This is a genomic window from Geobacillus thermoleovorans (genome assembly GCF_001610955.1).
In the GTDB taxonomy this organism is placed as follows: Bacteria; Bacillota; Bacilli; order Bacillales; family Anoxybacillaceae; genus Geobacillus; species Geobacillus thermoleovorans.
The window spans coordinates 823,165-843,275 of the sequence record NZ_CP014335.1; the positions used below are offsets into that span (position 1 = coordinate 823,165).

Here is a 20,111-nt window from a genome sequence, read left to right on the forward strand (position 1 = left end):
TCTTAGAAGACTTTTTTTATTTATTCAAGCGGCCGCTTCCATCAACCGCGAGGCGGTTTCGGACGAAGGCGCTTGGCCGCTGCCCAACGGACAGTGGTGCTTCGTTGGGCATTAAGTGGTCGGCCGTTGATCCATGATGGAATTTTCAGCAGAAGGAGAGAGATGAGATGGAGAAACTGGAGACGTTGTTAGCGCAAATTGGCAACCGGAGCGAAACGGTGACGGGGACGGTCAACCCGCCGGTTTATTTTTCCACCGCCTACCGCCATGCCGGCATCGGAGAGTCGACCGGGTTTGACTACATCCGCACCGGCAACCCCACGCGCAAAATCGTCGAAGAAGCGATCGCGAGACTGGAAGGCGGCGACCAAGGCTATGCGTTCAGCTCCGGCATGGCCGCCATTCAGACGGTGCTCGCCTTGTTTGAGAGCGGAGATGAGTTTCTCGTATCGGCCGACCTTTACGGCGGCACGTACCGCCTGTTTGAGCGCGGCTGGCGCAAGTATGGTCTTGGATTCCATTACGTCGATTTTGCTGATCTCGCTACGGTGGAAGCGTGTATCACCGAAAAAACGAAAGCGATTTTCCTGGAAACACCGACGAACCCGCTTATGCATGAGACCGATATCCGCGCCGTCTCCGAATTCGCCAAGCGGCATGGGCTTTTGTTGATCGTTGACAACACGTTTTATACACCGGTGCTTCAACGCCCGATCGAACAAGGCGCCGATATTGTCATCCACAGCGCCACGAAATATTTAGGCGGCCATAACGACGTGTTGGCTGGCCTTGTCGTCGCCAAGGGCGAGGAGCTCTGTCAACGCCTGGCCGAGTATCAGAACGCCATCGGCGCGGTTTTGTCGCCGTTTGATTCGTGGCTGTTGATTCGCGGGATGAAAACGCTGGCGCTAAGGATGCGCCAGCATGAAGAAAACGCCAAGCGCATCAGCGCCTTTTTGCGCGAACATGAAGATGTTACAGACGTCTTATATCCAGGAAGAGGCGGGATGCTGTCGTTCCGGATTGCCGATGAAAAGTGGGTGAACGGGTTTTTAAAAAGCTTGCGCCTCATTACGTTCGCGGAAAGCCTGGGCGGAGTCGAAAGCTTTATTACGTACCCAGCGACGCAGACGCATGCGGACATTCCTGAGGAAATCCGCATCCAAAACGGTATTTGCAACCGGCTGCTCCGTTTCTCGGTCGGCATTGAGCACGCTGACGATTTGATCGCCGACTTGGCGCAGGCATTGAAAAACATGAAAGAGGTGTAAGCGATGGAACAGGAATGGTCGTTTTCGACGAAACTGCTCCATAACGAATGGAAAGTCGACCGCGAAACGGGGGCGGTGAGCGTGCCGATCCAGCACGCCTCCACGTTCCATCAGTTCGATTTCGATTCATTCGGCAAATACGACTACAGCCGCTCCGGCAACCCGACGCGCGAGGCGCTTGAGGAAACGATCGCGGCGTTAGAAGGCGGAACGCGCGGGTTTGCGTTCGCTTCTGGCATGGCGGCTATTTCAACGGCGTTTTTGCTTCTCTCAAAAGGCGACCACGTGCTCGTGACCGAAGACGTCTACGGCGGCACGTACCGGATGATTACGGAGGTGCTCGGCCGCTTTGGCATTGAACATACGTTTGTCGATATGACCGATTTAAACGCAGTGGCGGAAAACATCCGGCCGAACACGAAAGTCATTTATATGGAAACGCCGTCCAATCCATTGTTAAAAGTGACCGATATTCAAGGCGTCGTCAAGTTGGCGAAGGCGCATGGCTGTTTGACATTCTTGGATAATACGTTCATGACGCCGGCGTTGCAGCGGCCGCTTGATCTTGGAGTCGATGTCGTCCTTCACAGCGCCACGAAATTTTTAGCCGGCCATAGCGACGTCGTCGCCGGGCTGGCGGTCGTGAAAGACGAGGAATTGGGAAAAGAATTGTACAAACTGCAAAACGCGTTTGGCGCCGTCCTTGGCGTCCAAGATGCGTGGCTTGTGCTGCGGGGATTAAAAACGCTCCACGTTCGGCTGAAGCAGTCGTCTGAATCAGCGGCCGCCATCGCCAAGTATTTGGCTTGTCATCCAAAGGTCGAAAAAGTGTATTATCCGGGGCTGGAGAACCACCCAGGCCATGACATCCAGCGCCATCAGGCGGCCGGGTTTGGCGCTGTGCTGTCGTTCCGTTTAGCCGATGAAGAAGCGGCTCGGACGTTCGTCCGAAACGTCCGCTTGCCGGTGTTTGCTGTCAGCCTTGGGGCGGTCGAGTCAATTTTATCGCACCCAGCGAAAATGTCGCATGCGGCGATGCCAAAAGAAGAGAGGCTCCGGCGCGGCATTACCGACGGCTTGTTGCGGCTGAGCGTCGGGCTTGAGGATGTCAACGATTTGATCGCCGATTTTGAGCAGGCGTTGTCGTTTGTCAATGAGCATCCATCGGTCGTTCCGACGCGGTAACGACAAAGGTATGCATCGTTTCGGCGGATGCATACCTTTGTTTTTTTCGTTACACTTCCCGAACAAAGTTGACGGCTGTCAGCGGAATGAGCACCGTGCGCGTTTCCCGCTCGTATCCGCCCGCTTCCGCCCTAAGCTCGATCGTTCCGTCCTCGACATCGGTGAGTCGTCCCTCTATTAAGTTGTTGTCCGTCGCGACTTGGATCGTTTCCCCGATGAGGCGGCGGAGCTGCTCTTCGAATGTGGTCGCAAAGTCCATTGTCTCCTCCCTCCTTTCAGTCTAAAAGGCCGGTGATTTAAGGAGAAATACTGCTCTCCAACAGTGTTTCTCAAATTGAAAAACCTTGCAACACCATCACTTCATTCCTTGTGATTTCTCATAAATCGAGCGAATCCATTGTTTTTCATCAGCCTTCTAAACGGGTGATGGCTTGAATGCTGGCAAACGGAATGTAAACGAAACGCCCGAGCGCATCCTCAAGCACGGCATAATCGTTTCGGACGGCGATGACTGTGCCGCTCACCGGGCCGAAATTGACCGTAATTTCTACTCTCTCCCCAATCAAGTCCTCGAGCTCGTCGCCAATATCTTCCGCGGGTGGCGCCCCTGTGCGCAACTCGGTCAAAATGGCTTGCAACAGTTCGCGCTCGTCCTCCAAAATGTCCCGCTGTTCTTGCTCCTCATCAAGAATGCGGCGCAAAATTCGTTCGGCATCTTCCCCGTGATCGGCGATGGCTTCTAATAGAGAGACAATTTGTTCGACGGCCGAATCATCCAAATCTAGTTTTTCAAGCCATTTGCGGATCTTTTTCAGCTCTTTCACTGCTTCGCGCAAATGTTTATGTCCCAACGCCTCTTCCTCCTTCCTTTTCTTCCATTCGTTAACTACGTTATGCACCGCTCTTTCATTCGACACGGGTGCGTATCCGAGGAAGAAAGAACGATTTTTTTAGCCACGGGCATGGGGAAAACGGTTGAACTTTGTCGGGGGAATGACAGGTAAATGATAGGACAATTCTACTGTTTTCCTAAAAAATCAACGATTGCCTCTCACCGTTAAGAGAAAAAATGGATATATAGTGGATGAGGTGATTGATGATGGTGCCAGAGCGAAAAAAAGACTTCATCAGCGTCGTCATTCCGTGTTATAACGCATCCCGTTATATTGAGGACTGCCTAAATGGGCTGTTCAATCAAACATATCGCCAGTTTGAAGCGATTATTGTCGATGACGGATCGGACGATGGGAGCGAAGAAGTCGTGAAGCGGTGGATGAACGACCATTCCCCGTTCTTCCCGGTCGTCTATATCAAACTCCCGCGCAACGTCGGTTTTGCCGGGGCGCTCAATGTCGGCTACTTTTTAAGCAAAGGTGAGTACATCGCTGTCCATGACGCCGACGATATTTCCCATCCGGAGCGGTTCGAAAAACAATGGAAATTTTTGAACGAGCACCCGCACATCGCTTTAATCGGCACGAATTACGCCGCCTTTCCCGACGGACACTTCGACCGAAAGACGCCCGCCAACTGGCTCGCTTACGGGCGCGACATCCGCCGCGTCTATGCGGAAGGGAAACATTGCATTTGCCACGGCACGATCATGTTCCGCGGCGCCGTGTTTGACCAACTCGGCGGGCCGACAAGGCGGATTCGCGGCGCCGAAGATTATGAGTTTATTGTCAAATGTTTAAACGCCAAGCTGGAAGTGGAAAATTTGCCTGACATTTTGTACTACTACCGCAGCCATCCGCAACAGCGCTCGCGCCAGTTTTATAAGAAAGGAGGGAGCTGATCATGCGCGTATTCATGGTGCTAGATGGCCTTGACTTTGGAGGAACGGAAACGCACGCCTTCAGCCTAGCGAAAGAAATGGCCGCCCGCGGCGTTCATGTGGCCGTCGCCGCCCGCGGCGGGTCACTGGCCGATCGTTTTAGGGAAGCCGGCTGTTCAATTTATTTCATCGATTTTCCAACAGCGATCGAGATAGACGAACAACGGAAAGAACAGCTCATTCAGCAGCTTGAGGCGGTGATGAAGAAGGAAAACATCTCGATCGTTCATGCCCACCAGACGCCATCCGGCATCCTCGCTGCCACCGCTGCGCGCCGCCGCGGCATCCCGGTCGTCTTTACCGCCCATGGCACGTACTATCCGCCAGCCGAGCTTGAAGAGATGCTCCGTCTTGCTTCTGCTGCGATTGCTGTCAGTCCGCCCGTCGAGCGGCATATTGTCCCGCTCATTTCCAAACGGGTTCTCATCCCGAACGGCATTGACACGAACGAGTTTGCCCCGCTCGGCCGCGGAGGGCGGCAGACGCTTGGCATCCCGGACGACGCCTTGGTCATCGTCTATAGCAGCCGCCTCGCCTGGGCGAAAGCTGGCATTTGTTTTATGTTTTTAAAAGCGTGCAAAGATGTCAAACGGCTGTTTCCGAACTTGCACGCCGTCGTTGTCGGAGACGGCCCGCGCTTTTCTGACGTGCAGAGCCTTGTCCGCCTCATTCACCAAACGTGCCGCGAGTCGTTTCTCCATCTCGTTGGCGAACAAAGCGATATGGCTGTGTATTACTCACTCGCTGACGTTGTTGTCGGCACCGGCCGTGTCGCTCTAGAAGCGATGGCATGCGGCAAACCGGTGCTCGCCGCTGGCAACCACGGCTACTTCGGCGTTGTCGAGCCAAGCGGTTATGCCGAAGCATGGGAGTGTTACTTTGGCGATCACGGCTCGCGCCAAGGGTGCAGCCGCTATCTTCTTTCCCAAGACTTAAAACGGCTGCTTGCCTCCCCCTCATACCGCGAACAACTAGGCACGGCCGGACGGGAGTGGGTGAGACAGCAGTTTCATATCAAAACGTGTGTCGACCAAGTGCTTGGCGTATATGCATCCTTGTTGAAAGGGGAATCGTCATGATGAAAAAGGTGTTGTATATCGGTTGGATCGGCTTTCAAAACGTAGGCGACGAGCTGTTATGGAATCTTTTTGCCTCCTATGCCCGCCAATACGCCCCGGACGTTCAAATCATCCCATCGACGCCCAAGGTCAACTGGAAAGATACGAGCCCGTACGACGCCGTCGTGCTCGGCGGCGGTTCGCTCTTGCTTCCAGGCTACATGGCCGTTTTGCAAGAGGCGCACGAAGCTGGAAAACCAATATGGATATGGGGAAGCGGCATTGACTGGATCGGTGAAGCTGAAACCGACGCCTTGTGTGCAGGCGCTAAGCCAGCGCTTCACCGCCACTTTTCCGCCAACGACGTCGAGCTGTTCCGCACCGTCCTCGCCTCGGCCGCCTTTGCCGGCATTCGCGGCCCGCTCAGCGAAGCGGTATTAAAAACGTTAGGCGCCTATCCTGCAAACGTCCGCGTCATCGGCGATCCAGGGCTGTTATTGCAGACTCCCGCCTCAGCCGAACCGCCAAACAAAGAAAAAACGATCGGCATCAACTGGGGGACGACATACAATCGCCTATTCGGCCAACACGAAACACTCGTCGAAGACACCCTCGCCCGCGCTGCCAAAATGTGGATCGCCTCCGGCTACCGGATTCACTTGTACATCGTCTGGCCGAACGACCGCTCCGCCTGCGAGCGGCTGTACAAAAAAATTAACTGCCCGGAGCGCGTCACCTTCGACCGCGCACTATATGACGAACGGCAGTTCATCGAGCGGCTTCAGCCTCTTGCCGCCACCGTCAACTTCAAACTCCACGCTAATTTGTTGTCCCTGGCCGCCGGCGTCCCGGCCGTCATGCTCGGCTACCGGTTTAAAGTGTTCGACTTCGCCGCCTTGCTCGGCCTTGACCGGTATGTCGTCTCGACCGCGAGCCCGCAGCTTGAAACAGATTTGATCGACACCGTCGCCCTCGCGGAACAACACCGCCGCCGGATCATGGAACAATACGAAACCGCCCGCCGCCAGTACATTCCGCTCTTGCTCGAGCCGTTTGAGCGCGGGTTGTTTCGATAAGGGGGAGGCGCGGGCTTTCCCTTTTTTCATGATGAACACTAATTTTTTTAAAAAAGTGTTTGACAAACGAGGAAGGCATATATATAATAAAAAATGTGTTTGAAAGCGATATGACCTGTTAGCTCAGTGGGAGAGCACTTCCTTGACAGGGAAGGGGTCGGGGGTTCAAGTCCCTCACAGGTCATCACAAAACACCTCGATCTCGATGGAGATCGAGGTGTTTTTTTATTGCCCCGCCGCCTATGCGAACACAAAGTGTGAGTAAAATATTTGTGGGTGAAATTCAGGAAGGATCCCCGACGAGCGTAGCGAATTTTTGTTCGCCACGCTCGTCGGGGCCACCAATCCAAAAACAAATCTCATGTAAAAAGGACTCTCTCCCTGCTATGATGGTGATGACCAACATCCATAAAACAGGAGGGAGGGAGTCCATGAAACATCTTACCACATAATGGCTCCTATTAAAAGAGTTGGAGGAGCAATTAGTAAGAACTCTTCAAAAGGTGTTCGCTGTCTTGTTGGCCGCCCTTTTGGAGGAGATTGATCAACAACTGGCGGAAGCGCGGGACAAGCGGCGGTATCAGCTGAAAGATAAACGGCCGACCACGATCCAAACGCTGTTTGGAGAAGTGACGTTCCGTCGGAACGACTACTATGATCGACAAACAGGGGCCTATACCTTCTTGCTGGATGCCGAACTGGGCTTTGATGGAGCGCAGTCGATCAGCCCTTGCCTCGAGGAAACGGCGGTCGAGTTGGCCGTGGAGTGCTCTTCCTACCGCAAAGCGGCTCGCACGCTGGAGTCGATCGTGGGGTATGCGGTCCTAAGCCACGAGGCGATTCGCCAACTGGTGCTGGAGGCCCCTGTCTCGCTGCATCGCCCTGTTTCTCAACGGCACGGCCGAGTGCTGTTTGTCGAGGCGGAAGGACTCTGTTTCCCGCCAGGGGAAAGGGAAACGAGCGAAAGAAGAGAAAATCTTGGCGGTTCACGAGGGATGGAAACGAAACGGGTCGCAGCTTGAGCTGGTGAACCGGCGCTGCTGCCCCCATGAAGGGACGGGGACGTGTGGAAACGGTTTGAAGAGTGGCTGATGAAGGAATATGCCTATGACCCGTGCCGGGACCTGTTGATCATCAACGGCGACGCGGCGCCATGGATCACGGCCTGCCGGGAGTATTTTGGAAAGCGAGCCTGCTTTCAGCTGGATCGATTTCATGTGGCGCGGGAGCTGCGCCAATGCCTCTTGGGCCATCCGCGTTGGCGGGAGGTGCGGAGGAAGCTGGCGAAACAAGACGAAGAAGGACTTTTGGTCGAGCTGAACAGCGCGGTCGGCACGTTGGAGGACGAAGCGAAAGAGAAGCAGATGGCTGCCATGATCCGCCGGATCGAGTCGATGCCGGGATGCATCCGGGACTATCGGGAGTGGCTGTCGGAGCAAGGGGTGGAGACGACCGGCATGCGTCCGATGGGCCACGCCGAGAGCGTGATGAGCCGGTTTGCGCATCGGGTGAAATCCCGCCGCAGCTGGAAAGACCAAGGGCTTCGGGCGTTTCTGAGGGCGATGGCAGCCCGAATCGACGGGATTTGGCGGAGAAATGGGCAGTTGGTGGAGGAAGAAGAGACCCGAACGGCAGCCTCGGCCTCGACGAAGTCCAAGCGGGTTGAACAGGCCAAACGGAAGGCAGGACGGTTGTGGGCAGATGTGGTGCGTCAGAATCTACCGTGTCTGCAGCGGTCATCCGGGACGCCGATCCATCAAGCGTTGTCGGCGCTTCGGGATTTTGGTTGGGTGTAAAAAAATGGAACACAATATCATCACCTCAAGATGAGGGATGAGAGTCCGAAAGCGCTTACGATATCAATTCCTGAAAATGGTTCGCTAACTAGTGATTGACAACACCCGTAGTGAACCGAAAAAATGTTCTCCACAAAGTCTTGACTGACTCTGGCGGCATATTGCTTTTGAATCTTGGCTCGATCTGTAGTAAAATGAAAGTGCTCTTGCATGGGGATTCTCCTTTCGAATGGTAGGTCGCACTTTCATTCTACAGGAGATTCGCCAGCAAGGGCTATTTTTATGCTTGCTCAAGTTTATCTAGCACCACGGGTTTGAATAATAAAAGAAATGGGGTATAATATATTCAAACGGAAATTTGAATATGAAAGGGGGATAATGAATGAGTAAGAAAGATACATGTGAAATTTATTGTTATGACGAAGAAAAAGTCAATCGAATACAAGGGGAATTGCAAAAAGAAGATATATCCAGTGTTGTCCTGTTGTTTAAAGCACTGGCAGATGAAAATAGGGCAAAAACTGTCTATTCACTTTGCTAAGATAAAGAGTTATGTGTATGTGATATTGCCAATATCATTGGGGCTTCTGTTGCAACCACTTCCCATCATTTACGGACTCTTTATAAACAAGGGATTGTAAAGTATCGAAAAGAAGGAAAGCTAGCATTTTATTCGCTGGATGATGACCATATTAAGCAGTTAATCATGATTGCGTTAGTACATGAGAAAGAGGTGAAAGTCCGTGTCTGAACAACAAGCAAAATTATCTAAATCAGAAGCGAAAACCTACCGTGTTCAAGGATTTACTTGTGCAAACTGTGCGGCAAAGTTTGAAAATAATGTAAAATCATTGCCAGGTGTTCAAGATGCTAAAGTAAACTTTGGAGCATCTAAAATTACCGTTTGGGGTACAACAACCATCGAAGAATTAGAAAAAGCAGGAGCTTTTGAAAACTTAAAGGTTCGGGAAGATAAAGAAAAATCAGTCAAGCGTGAACCTTTTTGGAAGCAAAAAGAGAACATTAAAGTGTATATTTCCGCCGTTTTGCTTGTGATCAGTTGGTTTTTAGGGAAGCAATACGGAGAAGAGCATATCTTTGCGACAATTGGATATGCTGCAGCAATTTTAATCGGTGGATATTCGTTATTTATAAAAGGTTTCAAAAACCTAGTTCGATTGAATTTTGATATGAATACGCTGATGACAGTGGCGATTTTAGGAGCTGCAGCGATTGGTGAATGGGGAGAAGGTGCAACGGTTGTTATTCTATTCGCCATTAGCGAAGCCTTAGAGCGTTATTCCATGGATAAAGCTCGTCAATCCATTGAATCGTTGATGGATATTGCTCCAAAAGAAGCATTAATTCGTCGCGGAAATGAAGAAATGATGGTCCCTGTTGACGATATTCAAGTCGGAGATATTATGATCGTAAAGCCTGGTCAGAAATTAGCGATGGATGGAATCATCATCAAGGGTACATCTACATTAAATCAGGCTGCCATTACAGGGGAAAGTGTTCCCGTAGCGAAAACAGTTGGTGATGAAGTTTTTGCAGGAACATTGAATGAAGAAGGTTTATTGGAAGTAAAAGTGACAAAACGAGTGGAAGATACAACCCTTTCGAAAATCATCCATTTAGTGGAAGAAGCTCAAGCAGAACGAGCGCCTTCTCAAGCGTTTGTAGATCGTTTTGCCAAATACTATACACCAGCCATTATCATTTTTGCTCTTTTACTAGCCGTTATTCCGCCATTATTTATGGGTGCTGATTGGAGCGAATGGATTTATCGGGGTCTAGCTGTATTAGTGGTTGGTTGTCCGTGTGCGCTGGTCATTTCCACTCCTGTTGCGATTGTAACCGCCATTGGAAATGCAGCGAAAAACGGGGTGTTAATTAAAGGTGGCATCTATTTAGAAGAAGCAGGATCTCTAAAAGTCATCGCTTTTGATAAAACAGGAACATTAACAAAAGGTGTTCCTTCCGTCACCGATGTGGTCACTTATAATGGCGATGAAAATGAACTAATGACCATTACAGCAGCCATTGAAAAAGGCTCACAACATCCACTTGCTTCCGCCATTATAAGAAAAGCAGAAGAAGATGGATTGAATTTTAATGATTTATCTGTTGAAGAATTCCAATCCATTACAGGTAAAGGGGTCAAAGCCAAAGTAAATAACGCAATGTATTATGTCGGAAGTCCAGGTCTTTTTGAAGAACTTCTTCCAAATGGCATCCAATCAGAAATAAAAGAACAAATTACAACCCTTCAAACACAAGGGAAAACGGTCATGGCGTTAGGAACGGAAAAAGAAATTCTGGCGTTAATTGCCGTGGCAGACGAAATAAGAGAATCATCCAAAGAGGTTATTCGAAAACTTCATCAAGTCGGTATTGAAAAAACGGTAATGTTGACAGGGGATAACCAAAGAACAGCCGAAGCCATCGGAAAACAAGTCGGCGTTTCCGATATTAAAGCCGATTTACTTCCAGAAGATAAACTGAATTTCATCAAAGAGCTTCGTGACAAGCATCAAAGCGTGGCGATGGTTGGAGATGGTGTGAACGATGCACCAGCTCTTGCAGCTTCAACCGTTGGTGTGGCAATGGGTGGTGCTGGAACCGATACAGCCCTAGAAACAGCCGATATTGTCTTAATGTCTGATGATTTAAGCAAATTGCCATATACGATTAAATTGAGCCGCAAAGCTTTAGCGATTATTAAGCAAAACATTACTTTCTCTTTAGGGATTAAGGCATTGTCATTACTGTTAATTGTGCCTGGTTGGTTAACGCTATGGTTAGCGATATTTGCCGATATGGGAGCAACATTAATCGTAACATTAAACAGCATGCGATTGCTAAAAGTTAAAGAATAGGCTCTTCACCACAAGTTGTACTTGATCATTTAAGGTAGGTGTGCATAGAGGGTACAAAAAATGCGAATTTTCCTGTATGGTAAAGGTGACCAAACCAAACCATGGAGGGAAATTCGCATGTACTCTCAGTTTATCAAAGAACTCATCGATTGACCAGATGTTTTGATTCAAAAGGTGCGAAAAGAAGGGGAACGTTGGATTTTCGAACTTTCTCTACCCGAACAATGCCCGTTATGTCCTGTCTGCTTGAAGCGCACGATCAAAATGACAGACAAAAAGAAGCAATGGATGCATGGCTATGCTCAGCGAATCGGAATTTTTTGGATCGAACTTCCTGTCGAGCGCAGACGTTGTAGCACGTGTGGCGTGACGTTCAGCACGTCGTATCCAGCCATCTCTCCTCGAAGTGTGGCGACGGATGCTTTTCAGCGATGGGTCGCGCAATCTTGCATCGGAACATTCATTCAGGCGGTGGCTCGTATGCTCAAGCTTCCTTACACGACCGTTGAACGATGGTTTTATACCCATGCCCCTTCCTTCCTATCGAATGACGTCCAACCAAAGGCGGTTTGTGTCGATGAGTTTGCTTTTCGAAAAGGGCACGACTATGGAGTGGCGATCATGGATGCCGAAACGGGAGAAGTGTATGCCATGGAAGCAGGAAAGAACGAGGATGCATTGGCTCATGTATCTCGTTCCGTTCAGTATGTCGTGAGTGACTTGGCTCCAGCGATGAAAAAAGCGATTCAACGGGTTTGCCCAGAGGCGACACATGTCGTCGACTATTTCCATGTCATTCAGCTGTTTACCGATGCTTTAGAACGTTGTCGCAAATATTTGGGCAAAGGAGGCAAGAAACACGGAAATGTTCGTTACGTTTGCCGTTTATTGAGCCAATGCCCAGAGAAATTGACGGAGGAAGAACGTCAAATCATACGAGAATGGTGTAATGAAAGCGATTACTTAAAGTCTGTTTACCAATCGCTCCAACATGTTCGCTATGTGTTCAAAAGCAAAGATGAGCAACAGGCGAAACGACGCTTGAAGGCTTGGATTCATCGGTATTTGTTTTGTCCTTGTTCCGTTGTTCGTGCCATCGCAAAATCACTCGTCAAACGAACAGACGAAATGATATCGTGCATTTTATCCCATTATTCGAATGGGAAGATGGAGGGAACGAATAACAAGATCAAGCTGATGAAACGTCGGGGATACGGATACCGAAATATCCAGCGTTTTGCACTGCGGGTTCGGCTGGAAACAGCTAACATACTTTCATGACAGGTGCAAGTACATCTTTTGGAGATGAACCAATTATATCGAACTAAGTAACGAACTTTAAAAACCGGGCTGAGAAGAGCCCGGTTCCTTCATGTGTGAGCATGAATTTGGAGATGAAAGATTGCGCTCTGAGCCTTGCATAAGCGGAATCCATTGCGATCTCAAGGGTTATGGAATCACGCCGCCCTATGCAATCTGCGAATGACAAAACTTGCAAGCAAAATGAGGATAACGGAACCGATCAGCGCGGGGATGATGTCAAATCCGCCGATGGTCGGCCCCCAGTTGCCGAGCAGCGCTGTGCCAAGCCAAGCGCCGATGAACCCAGCGATGATGTTGCCGATGATTCCGCCGGGAATATCGCGGCCTGTTAGAAGACCTGCGAGCCAACCGATGACGCCCCCGACAATCAAGCTCCACAAAAATGACATGGATGATTCCTCCCTCAAATCATGAAAAGGATTCTTTCGTATTTATATTGTGCGTCAAAAGGAGCAGCAATTATGCACGCAAAAGCCCCATCATACTTTATCAGCACGCGTTCTCTGTTTTTGGCGTTTTGTCCGGGGGCAGAGTTTTGGCTGCGTATTGGAAACCATTGTGTTCATGATGACGGATAAATCGCCAGCTTCTCTTCCATCTTCGTGCGCGGCCGGGCAGGAGGGATTTGATCGGGATCGAAGAAGACGAGATGCAAAAATCAAAGCCGCGCTTGACTCGCAGTCAAACGCGGCTTTCCGATGAAGGAAAACTAGCGAAGGAATTCAAGTTGCTTGGCAAGATGGTGGAGTTTTTTCTCATGCTGGATGGTTTTGGACGCGAGGAAATGGACGGTTTCTTGCGTTTCTGTCAGCTCCACACGCAAGCCGGCGAATTTTTGCTCGAGTCGGTCAAACCGCTCGTTCACCTCGGCGCGAAATTGTTGCATTTCCGCTCTCAATTGGTTGGCTGTGTCTTGCATCTCCGCTCTCAATTGGTTAGCCATGTCTTGCATTTCTGCTCTCAGTTGGTTAGCTGTGTCTTGGATTTCTGCTCGTAGTTGGCTTCCCATTTCGTCAATTTGGGTGCGGATGTCGTGGGAAAACATTTTCAGCGCCTCGACTACTTCTTTCACGATGGTATCGCGTTCCATGCTTGTTCACCTCCTCTTTTTTGATTATACAACGTGGAGCAGGGAAAGAAAACTATGTTTTGAACAAGCTTTTTCTCCGTTTTCATTTGATTGATCGTTGGCTCGAGTTGCGGCGTCGTGGGTGAGGTTGGAAAGTTCATGTCAATGATCATGGCGGCGTTTTGAGGGAACGGGTGGATCTGCCTCTTCGTTAATCAAAATATTAGTTTCTCGTTTATCACTTTTAGGGATTTATAATAAGTGATTTCTTATTATAAAAATAATAAACTATTATTTTACTTATTGATGGAAGGGACATATGATAAAAACAGTTATGTGATACCAATAGGGGGGATTCGAGTGGAGAATCAAAATATGAATGCTTGGCAATATTCGACTGCCCATGAAAAAAGTAAACGTTTTTGGTTAGGAGGAGTGGCCTTTACGTTTTTGGTGGCCGCCGTTGGAATGGCATTGGCATCCATACCTGGACTGGATCATTTAGGTCCGCTCGCTTGTGCCATTTTGCTTGCTGTGATGTATCGGCAGCTGTTTGGTTATCCAGAAGCGATTCGACCGGGCATCCAATTTGTTTCAAAATATTTGTTGCGATTGGCCATTATGTTATTTGGTCTAAAGTTGAATATGGATGTTTTGATTCATCAAGGATGGGGGCTTGTCATTCGTGATGCGGCGGTCATTGTGTTTGCCATTCTAATGACTATTTGGGTTGGAAACGTGTTGAAAGCAAGTCCTTCTTTATCCTTATTGCTGGGCATTGGAACAGGGGTATGCGGGGCGGCCGCGATTGCCGCCGTTTCTCCCATTTTAAAATCGAACGACGACGAAACGGCTATCTCGGTTGGAATGATTGCACTTGTCGGCACGGTGTTCTCGATCGCGTATACACTGATTCGTCCTGTTTTGCCCATTTCATCTTTACATTACGGTATTTGGAGCGGGATGAGTTTGCATGAAATTGCCCACGTCGCGTTAGCGGGCGCTCCAGCTGGGCAGGATGCATTGGCTATGGCGTTGCTGGCAAAGTTAGGAAGAGTGCTTTGGCTTGTGCCGCTCAGTTTTGCCCTCATTTATTGGAGAAGAAAAAAAGACGATGGCCAGGAGGGGGGAGAAACGAAAGTAGAATTTCCTTGGTTTTTGCTTGGATTTATAATGATGAGTTTACTTGGTAGTTATGTGCTTGGAAACGCCATTCTTGTTTCTCAAAACGTCTTAAGCTATATCTCTTCCTTCACCTCATTTCTTTTGACGGCGGCGATGGTCGGCCTTGGATTGAATGTTGATTTGCGAAAATTGCGGACAAACGGATTGCGTCCTCTTCTTGCCATGTGTATTGTGTCTCTTTTATTGTCTTTTTTATCTTTTTTTATCGCTTAACGTTCAAGGAAAAAGACGGCCCGCAAACGCTGCCGGTCGTCTTTTTATTAGGGAGATGGTGGTTGTGGTGAATGGCTGATTGAAGGTTGGTGAGTACGTACTATGGTTAAAAACACTTCCATGGCTTTTGTATAAAACGGAGTTTTCGGTGTAACGAGAGAAAAGTGGCGAAAAAATGGTTCATCATTGATCGGGATGATTTTTAACGTACCAAATGAAAGTTCTTTTTTTATCGTCCAGAGAGAGAGAAAGGTCAGCCCCAAACCAGCTTCTACCGCTTCTTTAATGAGCTGTGTACTGCCGAATTCCATGATTGAAGACGGAAAGAAGTTGTGTTTGAGAAAAAATTCGTCCGTTGCTTTTCTTGTTCCAGATCCTGTTTCGCGAACAATCCATGTGGCGTTGCGGAGGTCTTCCATCTGCACCGTCTCTTTTTGGGCATACGGATGATGAGCAGAAGCAACGACAACCATTTGATCTTTGGCAAATGGTTCAATATATACATTTTTCGGTTCGATATCCATTTCGATAATCCCCACATCCAGCTGATGGTCGCGCACCATTTCAACAATTTCATTCGAGTTCCCGATCGTGATGGTTGGTTTGATGAGTGGATAGTGTTGATGCAATTTTGCGATCATCTGTGGAAGAACATACTCGCCATACGTGTAGCTGGCCCCAATCGACAGCTCCCCGCTGGCTCGATTCATTAAATCATCAAGCAGTTGATTCATGCGTGTATACAGTCCGAGTATTTCTTTCGCATAGTGATAAACAATTTCGCCGGCTTTATTCAATTTGACGTACTTGTTTGTCCTGTCCAGAAGTTTCGTATCGAATAATCGCTCTAGCGTTTGGATGTGCTGGCTGACAGCAGGCTGTGTCATATGCAGCTCCTCAGCTGCTTTCGTGAAGTTTCCTTTTTCCACTACTTTTACGAACACGTATAGCAACTGATCCAAGGTTGTCCCTCCAAACTTTGTTTGAATATACGCTTAGTTTATCATGCGTTTCGGTTAACGCCAATCGATTAGATGCGGCAACCATCGACTTTTTGGATCAAGTGATCGAACGGTTTGTGCAATGGATTCATACGCATCGCGAACGGTGAGCGCGCCGTTCGGTTTTTCTTTTCAGTGCAAGTGTTATATCTTTCGTAGTTTTGCTATTTTAAAACGCCTGATTGAATACTCGACTGCTGAAGTTCAATGATGTTTGTAGCGAAAGAGCAGTGCGCGAAAGCGACGAAGCATTTACGTTAGATGATCCGCGAGTTCTTCTAAATCATTGACAATGAAATCGGGACGGCTATCTAACTCATCAAACGTTTGATGAAAACGGTTGAGCCAGCAGACTTGAAATCCGAACACTTTCGCCCCTGCTGCATCCCATGAATTGGATGATACAAATAATGTCTCTTCTTTAGGAATGCCCAGTTTGGCCGGCGCCAGTTGATAAACTTCCATGGAAGGTTTAAATGTTTTTCGTTCGTCTACGCTAATCACATAGGAAAAACAATCGCTTAACTCGGCGTTTTGAATTACGGCATGTAACATGTTTGGTGAACCATTTGAAAGGATGGCTAACGTATAAGCACGGCTGAGTTGTTTTAATAAATCCGGAACTTCACGATACGGTTTTAAAGAGAGATACGTGTGGAGAATATCAGTGCGAACGTCCATGGTCGTCTCCAATCCGAGCTGCTTTAAGGCGAATGTTAAAGCGTCTTCAGTGACGCGCCAAAAATCTTCGTATCTTCCCATCAGTGAACGCAACCAAGTATATTCTAACTGTTTTTGCCGCCATATTTCGCTGATCATTCTTCCTTTCGTCGGGAAATACTTCTCGCATTTTTCCACGACTGTGTGTACATCAAACAACGTGCCGTAGGCATCAAATACAATGGCTTTAATCGCAGCCAAATTCGTTTCCCCCCTCTCATTTTGCCAGAAAATTGAAAAACAGGTGTCTGCGTCGAAATGTTTATTGTTCATTTTACTACGTTTTTGCTTTGCAGATCAACGTTGCGCGTTTCGAGTGTTTCACGAAAAGAGAAGAAAAAACGGCAGCGATGCCGTTTTTTCTTGAATGCTCATCTATTTCGCATAGCGGACTATCGTAAGCATGCCGCCCATTCCCTCCATTGCATGTGCGTTCGTTGTATGGTGAGGTTTATGACAGTGAAAGACCCAATTTCCCGGATTGTTGGCCAAAAATTCGATGTTCCATGTTTCTCCTGGCGCTACATTAATCGTGTTTCGTTTTAATCTTGCCATCATAGGAATCGGATTTCCGTCAACCGCGGTGACACTAAACTCATGCCCGTGAAAATGCATCGGATGAGAATCCATACTTAAATTGCCAAGGCGAATACGGACGCGCTCGCCATATCGGACAAATAAAGGAGCGGTATCAGGATAGGCTTTGCCGTTAATTGTGAAAAAATTAAACATCATTGACATTGGATCGATGTCATATATATTTGAAGCCGATCGTTTGGAAGGGTGATCATTCATTGGATGGCTGCTAGTTTGCTGACGCATCTCCATCTGCACAGCCCACTCTTGAAGCAACAGAACATAATCGCGGTCCACAGGTTCTTCGTATATGCCGCGCGAAATAAGCATGCCTGCTAATCCCATTAACTCTTGTTTTGCATCATGGACATGGCTGTGGTACATAAACGTTCCTGACTGTTGGATGCGAAATTCATACGTAAAACTTTCCCCCGGTTGGATAATCGGGCTGCCCCCAGGGCCGGGTACGCCGTCCATTCGGTTGGAAACAATTAATCCGTGCCAATGGACGGATGTCGCTTCTGGCAAACGGTTTTCGACTGTAATTTGAACATAGTCCCCTTGATTGACAAGAATCGTCGGCCCGGGAATACTTCCGTTGTATCCATACCCGCGGATTTTAATTCCGTTTACCAACTCATGCACGACCGGTTCCGCCCGCAAGTGAAATTGTTTTACCCCGTTTTTGAGAACCCGAAATGGCGCATCTTTTACATTGGGCGTGATAATAGGCGTTTGAGGATTTCCCGGCAAGTAACCATGCATTCCCTCTTCCCCCTTTAGAGAAGGTATCACAATTTCATCATATGCTGCGGCATGTGTGGATAGTCGTTTGATCATCCCGAACCGAGAAGACCTCCACTTCCACGCGTGAGCGTCAGTAGGGGATGAATCGGTGTCTTCCCTCATCGATCTTCCTCTTGCATCAAAAGAACAAAAGGTATAAAATGGGCACGAACAGAACAAACGTTCCCTAAAATAGGAGGGAAGGTCATGCATAGAGCCTATCGGTTTCGGTTGGATCCCACCCGAAAACAAGCGGAGCTCATCAACCAAACGATTGGGTGCTGCCGGTTTGTGTAAAGTCTTTTGGCCGAGTGGAATCAAGCGTATGAAACAACAGGGGCGGGGCTTGGCTGCAAAGAGTGTTCCAAAATGAGGGGCTTCGTTTGCTGTCTTTGTAAGGCAGCTGAACCGTGGGACGCACGGGGATGGCTTGGTTGACAGCCTGCCGTGGGGCGGGTGTTCCCAAGAATCTCCCACCTCTAAGCGTAGGTGGGAGAGCGTTCAAGAACAGAATACATGCAGGTGTAATACAAAAAGCTGTAATCGGATGACACGCCCTCTGTTTTCGTTCAAACTCAGCCGGTATGTTCACTGACATGGACTAACCTGTTATTTGCACACATATATGTGTACAAATAAACATTTGCAGGAGGGATCATCCGTTGCCGATGTTATTCACTGGGGGAATCGTGGCGGTTTTGTCTTTCATTGTGATTGCTTTCATCTTTATCAAAAGGAAGAAAATCACATGCATGGCTGGAATGATGGCGGCGATGGCGTTAGGAATGTTGGTTGGGCTGACAGGCGGCCTGCTGGCTGGGATTTCTTACAACGGCAATCTCTTTTTGTCAACCATTTTAGGAATGGCTTTCGGGTTTTTAGCTGGATTTTTAGCTGGGATGCCGATTAGCATCATGGCCATCATCGACGGTGTTTTATCAGGAGTCATGGGCGGCATGATGGGAGCGATGTTAGGAGAAATGATTGCGCCTGAATATCGGGATTCTACGGTTCACATCATGCTTGTTCTATTTGTTGGAATGGCTTGTATTGTTCTATACATGCTTCAACAAGAAACGGGTTTTAACCGTGCGTTTTTGATAAATAAACTATTCCATAACCCGCTATGGTTAGCAATCGTCCTTCCGCTGTTTTTCTATTTGTATAACCATTTATATAATGAATTTTCTCGATCTTCTAATCTTCCGATAACGAATCCGCCTATGAACCATTTTATGGAGGACCACAACCAAACTGCATCTCCGTTAAGCATCGAAACAAAGGGGAAAAAGGTAGTGATTGAAGCGACTGAATTTTATTACTTTCCTGAGAGTTTGCAACTGACTGTAGGACAGCCTGTTACCTTAATTCTGAAAAATAGCGGTCAAATGGAACACGATATCGAATTCGAAAATATGAAGATTTTGTTACAACAGAATGACCATGGAAACCATGCAGAAAATGCGGACATTCATGTTCATTCCTTGCCGGGGAAAACAGCCGAGGTGACGTTCATACCAATCGAAAGCGGTGTGTTTCGATTTTATTGTACGGTTCCAGGGCATAAAGAATCTGGTATGGTTGGATTTGCGAAAGTTTCATAAGATGATGGCTGCCCAGACCTTCTCGGCATTTGTTTTGACCAATAGAAGGCGTGGCGACCAAAAGGGAAATGAACTTTTGTGAAAGCCTTGACAAATATTTGTAGTTTTTTATCAATATTTTCTCCACACTTTTTCTCTATTCTGAAAGTAAAGCAAAAGGGGAGATGATGAAAACGTTGTGGATCAATTTTGGGCTGCATCAAGTGTGAATGGGAGTATTGGCAAATGCTAAAGATGCGGAAAAGGGTGCTTGGAGTTCCAATTAGATTTTTCATTCAAGTCAGGCGAAATTATGACATAAATGGTTAGCGATAGGTGAGAATTATTTTTAGATCATGCAGGAGGTGATGAGGATGATGAGCGGGATGATGAGTGGCTGGGGGATGATGGGGTTTGGCATTCTCGGCTGGTTTCTTAATTTGCTTGCCATTGGATTGGTAGTGTATTTTGCAGTAAAACTCGCATTGCGCGATAAACGCTGATCGATTCGCCTCTTATTTCACGCACCTCCCTACTATTAGAGGAGGCAAGG

19 protein-coding genes, 1 tRNA gene and 2 pseudogenes are annotated in these 20,111 nt (G+C 48.3%); 15 read left to right on the forward strand and 7 right to left on the reverse strand.

Annotation, left to right across the window (positions count from 1 at the left end):
- Nucleotides 1-167 precede the first annotated feature (167 nt).
- Nucleotides 168-1,271, forward strand: coding sequence for a methionine biosynthesis PLP-dependent protein (locus GT3570_RS04220; protein ID WP_062898476.1), 1,104 nt, complete (start codon nucleotides 168-170; stop codon nucleotides 1,269-1,271).
- A 3-nt stretch (nucleotides 1,272-1,274) separates the two neighbouring features.
- Nucleotides 1,275-2,456, forward strand: coding sequence for a cystathionine beta-lyase (gene metC, locus GT3570_RS04225; protein ID WP_062898477.1), 1,182 nt, complete (start codon nucleotides 1,275-1,277; stop codon nucleotides 2,454-2,456).
- 49 nt (nucleotides 2,457-2,505) lie between these two features.
- Here the strand turns inward: metC and GT3570_RS04230 are convergent, their stop codons facing one another.
- Nucleotides 2,506-2,715, reverse strand: coding sequence for an LSm family protein (locus GT3570_RS04230; RefSeq protein WP_011230369.1), 210 nt, complete (start codon nucleotides 2,713-2,715; stop codon nucleotides 2,506-2,508).
- 148 nt (nucleotides 2,716-2,863) lie between these two features.
- Nucleotides 2,864-3,307: a hypothetical protein gene (locus tag GT3570_RS04235; RefSeq protein WP_011230370.1), complete on the reverse strand. Its 444-nt coding sequence runs from the start codon at nucleotides 3,305-3,307 to the stop codon at nucleotides 2,864-2,866.
- Between the two features lie 248 nt (nucleotides 3,308-3,555).
- Between GT3570_RS04235 and GT3570_RS04240 the strand changes: the two genes are divergently transcribed.
- From GT3570_RS04240 to GT3570_RS04285, 8 genes and pseudogenes are all read left to right on the forward strand, one after another.
- On the forward strand, nucleotides 3,556-4,251 hold the full coding sequence (locus tag GT3570_RS04240; protein ID WP_021321892.1) for a glycosyltransferase family 2 protein: 696 nt from the start codon (nucleotides 3,556-3,558) through the stop codon (nucleotides 4,249-4,251).
- A gap of 2 nt (nucleotides 4,252-4,253) precedes the next feature.
- Nucleotides 4,254-5,369, forward strand: coding sequence for a glycosyltransferase family 4 protein (locus GT3570_RS04245; RefSeq protein ID WP_021321893.1), 1,116 nt, complete (start codon nucleotides 4,254-4,256; stop codon nucleotides 5,367-5,369).
- Complete coding sequence (locus tag GT3570_RS04250; RefSeq protein WP_011230373.1) at nucleotides 5,366-6,424, forward strand: polysaccharide pyruvyl transferase family protein; 1,059 nt, start codon at nucleotides 5,366-5,368, stop codon at nucleotides 6,422-6,424. The genes GT3570_RS04245 and GT3570_RS04250 overlap by 4 nt, the downstream gene beginning before the upstream one ends.
- A gap of 112 nt (nucleotides 6,425-6,536) precedes the next feature.
- Nucleotides 6,537-6,608 (forward strand) — tRNA-Val (locus GT3570_RS04255).
- A gap of 247 nt (nucleotides 6,609-6,855) precedes the next feature.
- Nucleotides 6,856-8,220, forward strand: a pseudogene (locus tag GT3570_RS17780) (ISLre2 family transposase).
- A gap of 382 nt (nucleotides 8,221-8,602) precedes the next feature.
- A pseudogene (locus GT3570_RS04275) lies at nucleotides 8,603-8,971 on the forward strand (ArsR/SmtB family transcription factor).
- Complete coding sequence (locus tag GT3570_RS04280) at nucleotides 8,964-11,102, forward strand: heavy metal translocating P-type ATPase (RefSeq protein WP_062898481.1); 2,139 nt, start codon at nucleotides 8,964-8,966, stop codon at nucleotides 11,100-11,102. The pseudogene GT3570_RS04275 and the gene GT3570_RS04280 overlap by 8 nt, the downstream one beginning before the upstream one ends.
- Nucleotides 11,103-11,264: 162 nt before the next feature.
- Complete coding sequence (locus GT3570_RS04285; protein ID WP_318258081.1) at nucleotides 11,265-12,383, forward strand: ISL3 family transposase; 1,119 nt, start codon at nucleotides 11,265-11,267, stop codon at nucleotides 12,381-12,383.
- Between the two features lie 176 nt (nucleotides 12,384-12,559).
- On the opposite strand, the gene GT3570_RS04290 is transcribed toward GT3570_RS04285, so the two are convergent.
- Together GT3570_RS04290 and GT3570_RS04295 are read right to left on the reverse strand one after the other, a co-directional pair.
- Nucleotides 12,560-12,814 carry a GlsB/YeaQ/YmgE family stress response membrane protein gene (locus GT3570_RS04290; RefSeq protein ID WP_015863924.1) on the reverse strand — a complete coding sequence of 85 codons (255 nt, stop codon included), beginning with the start codon at nucleotides 12,812-12,814 and terminating at the stop codon, nucleotides 12,560-12,562.
- 320 nt (nucleotides 12,815-13,134) lie between these two features.
- Nucleotides 13,135-13,515 (reverse strand): hypothetical protein, encoded by a 381-nt coding sequence (locus GT3570_RS04295; RefSeq protein ID WP_015374209.1) that lies wholly within the window; start codon nucleotides 13,513-13,515, stop codon nucleotides 13,135-13,137.
- Between the two features lie 354 nt (nucleotides 13,516-13,869).
- Between GT3570_RS04295 and GT3570_RS04300 the strand changes: the two genes are divergently transcribed.
- Entirely contained in the window at nucleotides 13,870-14,892 is a 1,023-nt protein-coding gene (locus GT3570_RS04300; protein ID WP_062899083.1) for a YeiH family protein, read from the forward strand.
- A 47-nt stretch (nucleotides 14,893-14,939) separates the two neighbouring features.
- On the opposite strand, the gene GT3570_RS04305 is transcribed toward GT3570_RS04300, so the two are convergent.
- A complete protein-coding gene (locus GT3570_RS04305; protein WP_047817989.1) occupies nucleotides 14,940-15,854 on the reverse strand; it encodes a LysR family transcriptional regulator in 915 nt (304 codons plus the stop codon).
- Nucleotides 15,855-15,871: 17 nt separating this feature from the next.
- Between GT3570_RS04305 and GT3570_RS19010 the strand changes: the two genes are divergently transcribed.
- Nucleotides 15,872-16,003, forward strand: a complete 132-nt coding sequence (locus GT3570_RS19010; RefSeq protein ID WP_307898963.1) for a hypothetical protein — start codon at nucleotides 15,872-15,874, stop codon at nucleotides 16,001-16,003.
- Nucleotides 16,004-16,145: 142 nt separating this feature from the next.
- Here GT3570_RS19010 and GT3570_RS04310 read toward each other — a convergent pair whose 3' ends face one another.
- Nucleotides 16,146-16,814, reverse strand: coding sequence for a haloacid dehalogenase type II (locus GT3570_RS04310; protein WP_047817990.1), 669 nt, complete (start codon nucleotides 16,812-16,814; stop codon nucleotides 16,146-16,148).
- 174 nt (nucleotides 16,815-16,988) lie between these two features.
- Nucleotides 16,989-17,954, reverse strand: coding sequence for a multicopper oxidase family protein (locus GT3570_RS04315; protein WP_021321439.1), 966 nt, complete (start codon nucleotides 17,952-17,954; stop codon nucleotides 16,989-16,991).
- 228 nt (nucleotides 17,955-18,182) lie between these two features.
- Between GT3570_RS04315 and GT3570_RS19015 the strand changes: the two genes are divergently transcribed.
- The 3 genes from GT3570_RS19015 to GT3570_RS19020 all read left to right on the forward strand — a co-directional run bounded on the left by GT3570_RS19015 (nucleotide 18,183) and on the right by GT3570_RS19020 (nucleotide 20,061).
- The gene (locus GT3570_RS19015; RefSeq protein ID WP_015374211.1) at nucleotides 18,183-18,272 is read left to right on the forward strand and encodes a helix-turn-helix domain-containing protein; all 90 of its coding nucleotides are present in this window, start codon (nucleotides 18,183-18,185) and stop codon (nucleotides 18,270-18,272) included.
- A gap of 371 nt (nucleotides 18,273-18,643) precedes the next feature.
- Nucleotides 18,644-19,579 (forward strand): cupredoxin domain-containing protein, encoded by a 936-nt coding sequence (locus GT3570_RS04320; protein WP_062899084.1) that lies wholly within the window; start codon nucleotides 18,644-18,646, stop codon nucleotides 19,577-19,579.
- Nucleotides 19,580-19,932: 353 nt separating this feature from the next.
- Complete coding sequence (locus GT3570_RS19020) at nucleotides 19,933-20,061, forward strand: hypothetical protein (RefSeq protein WP_011230394.1); 129 nt, start codon at nucleotides 19,933-19,935, stop codon at nucleotides 20,059-20,061.
- The last annotated feature ends 50 nt before the right edge of the window (nucleotides 20,062-20,111 follow it).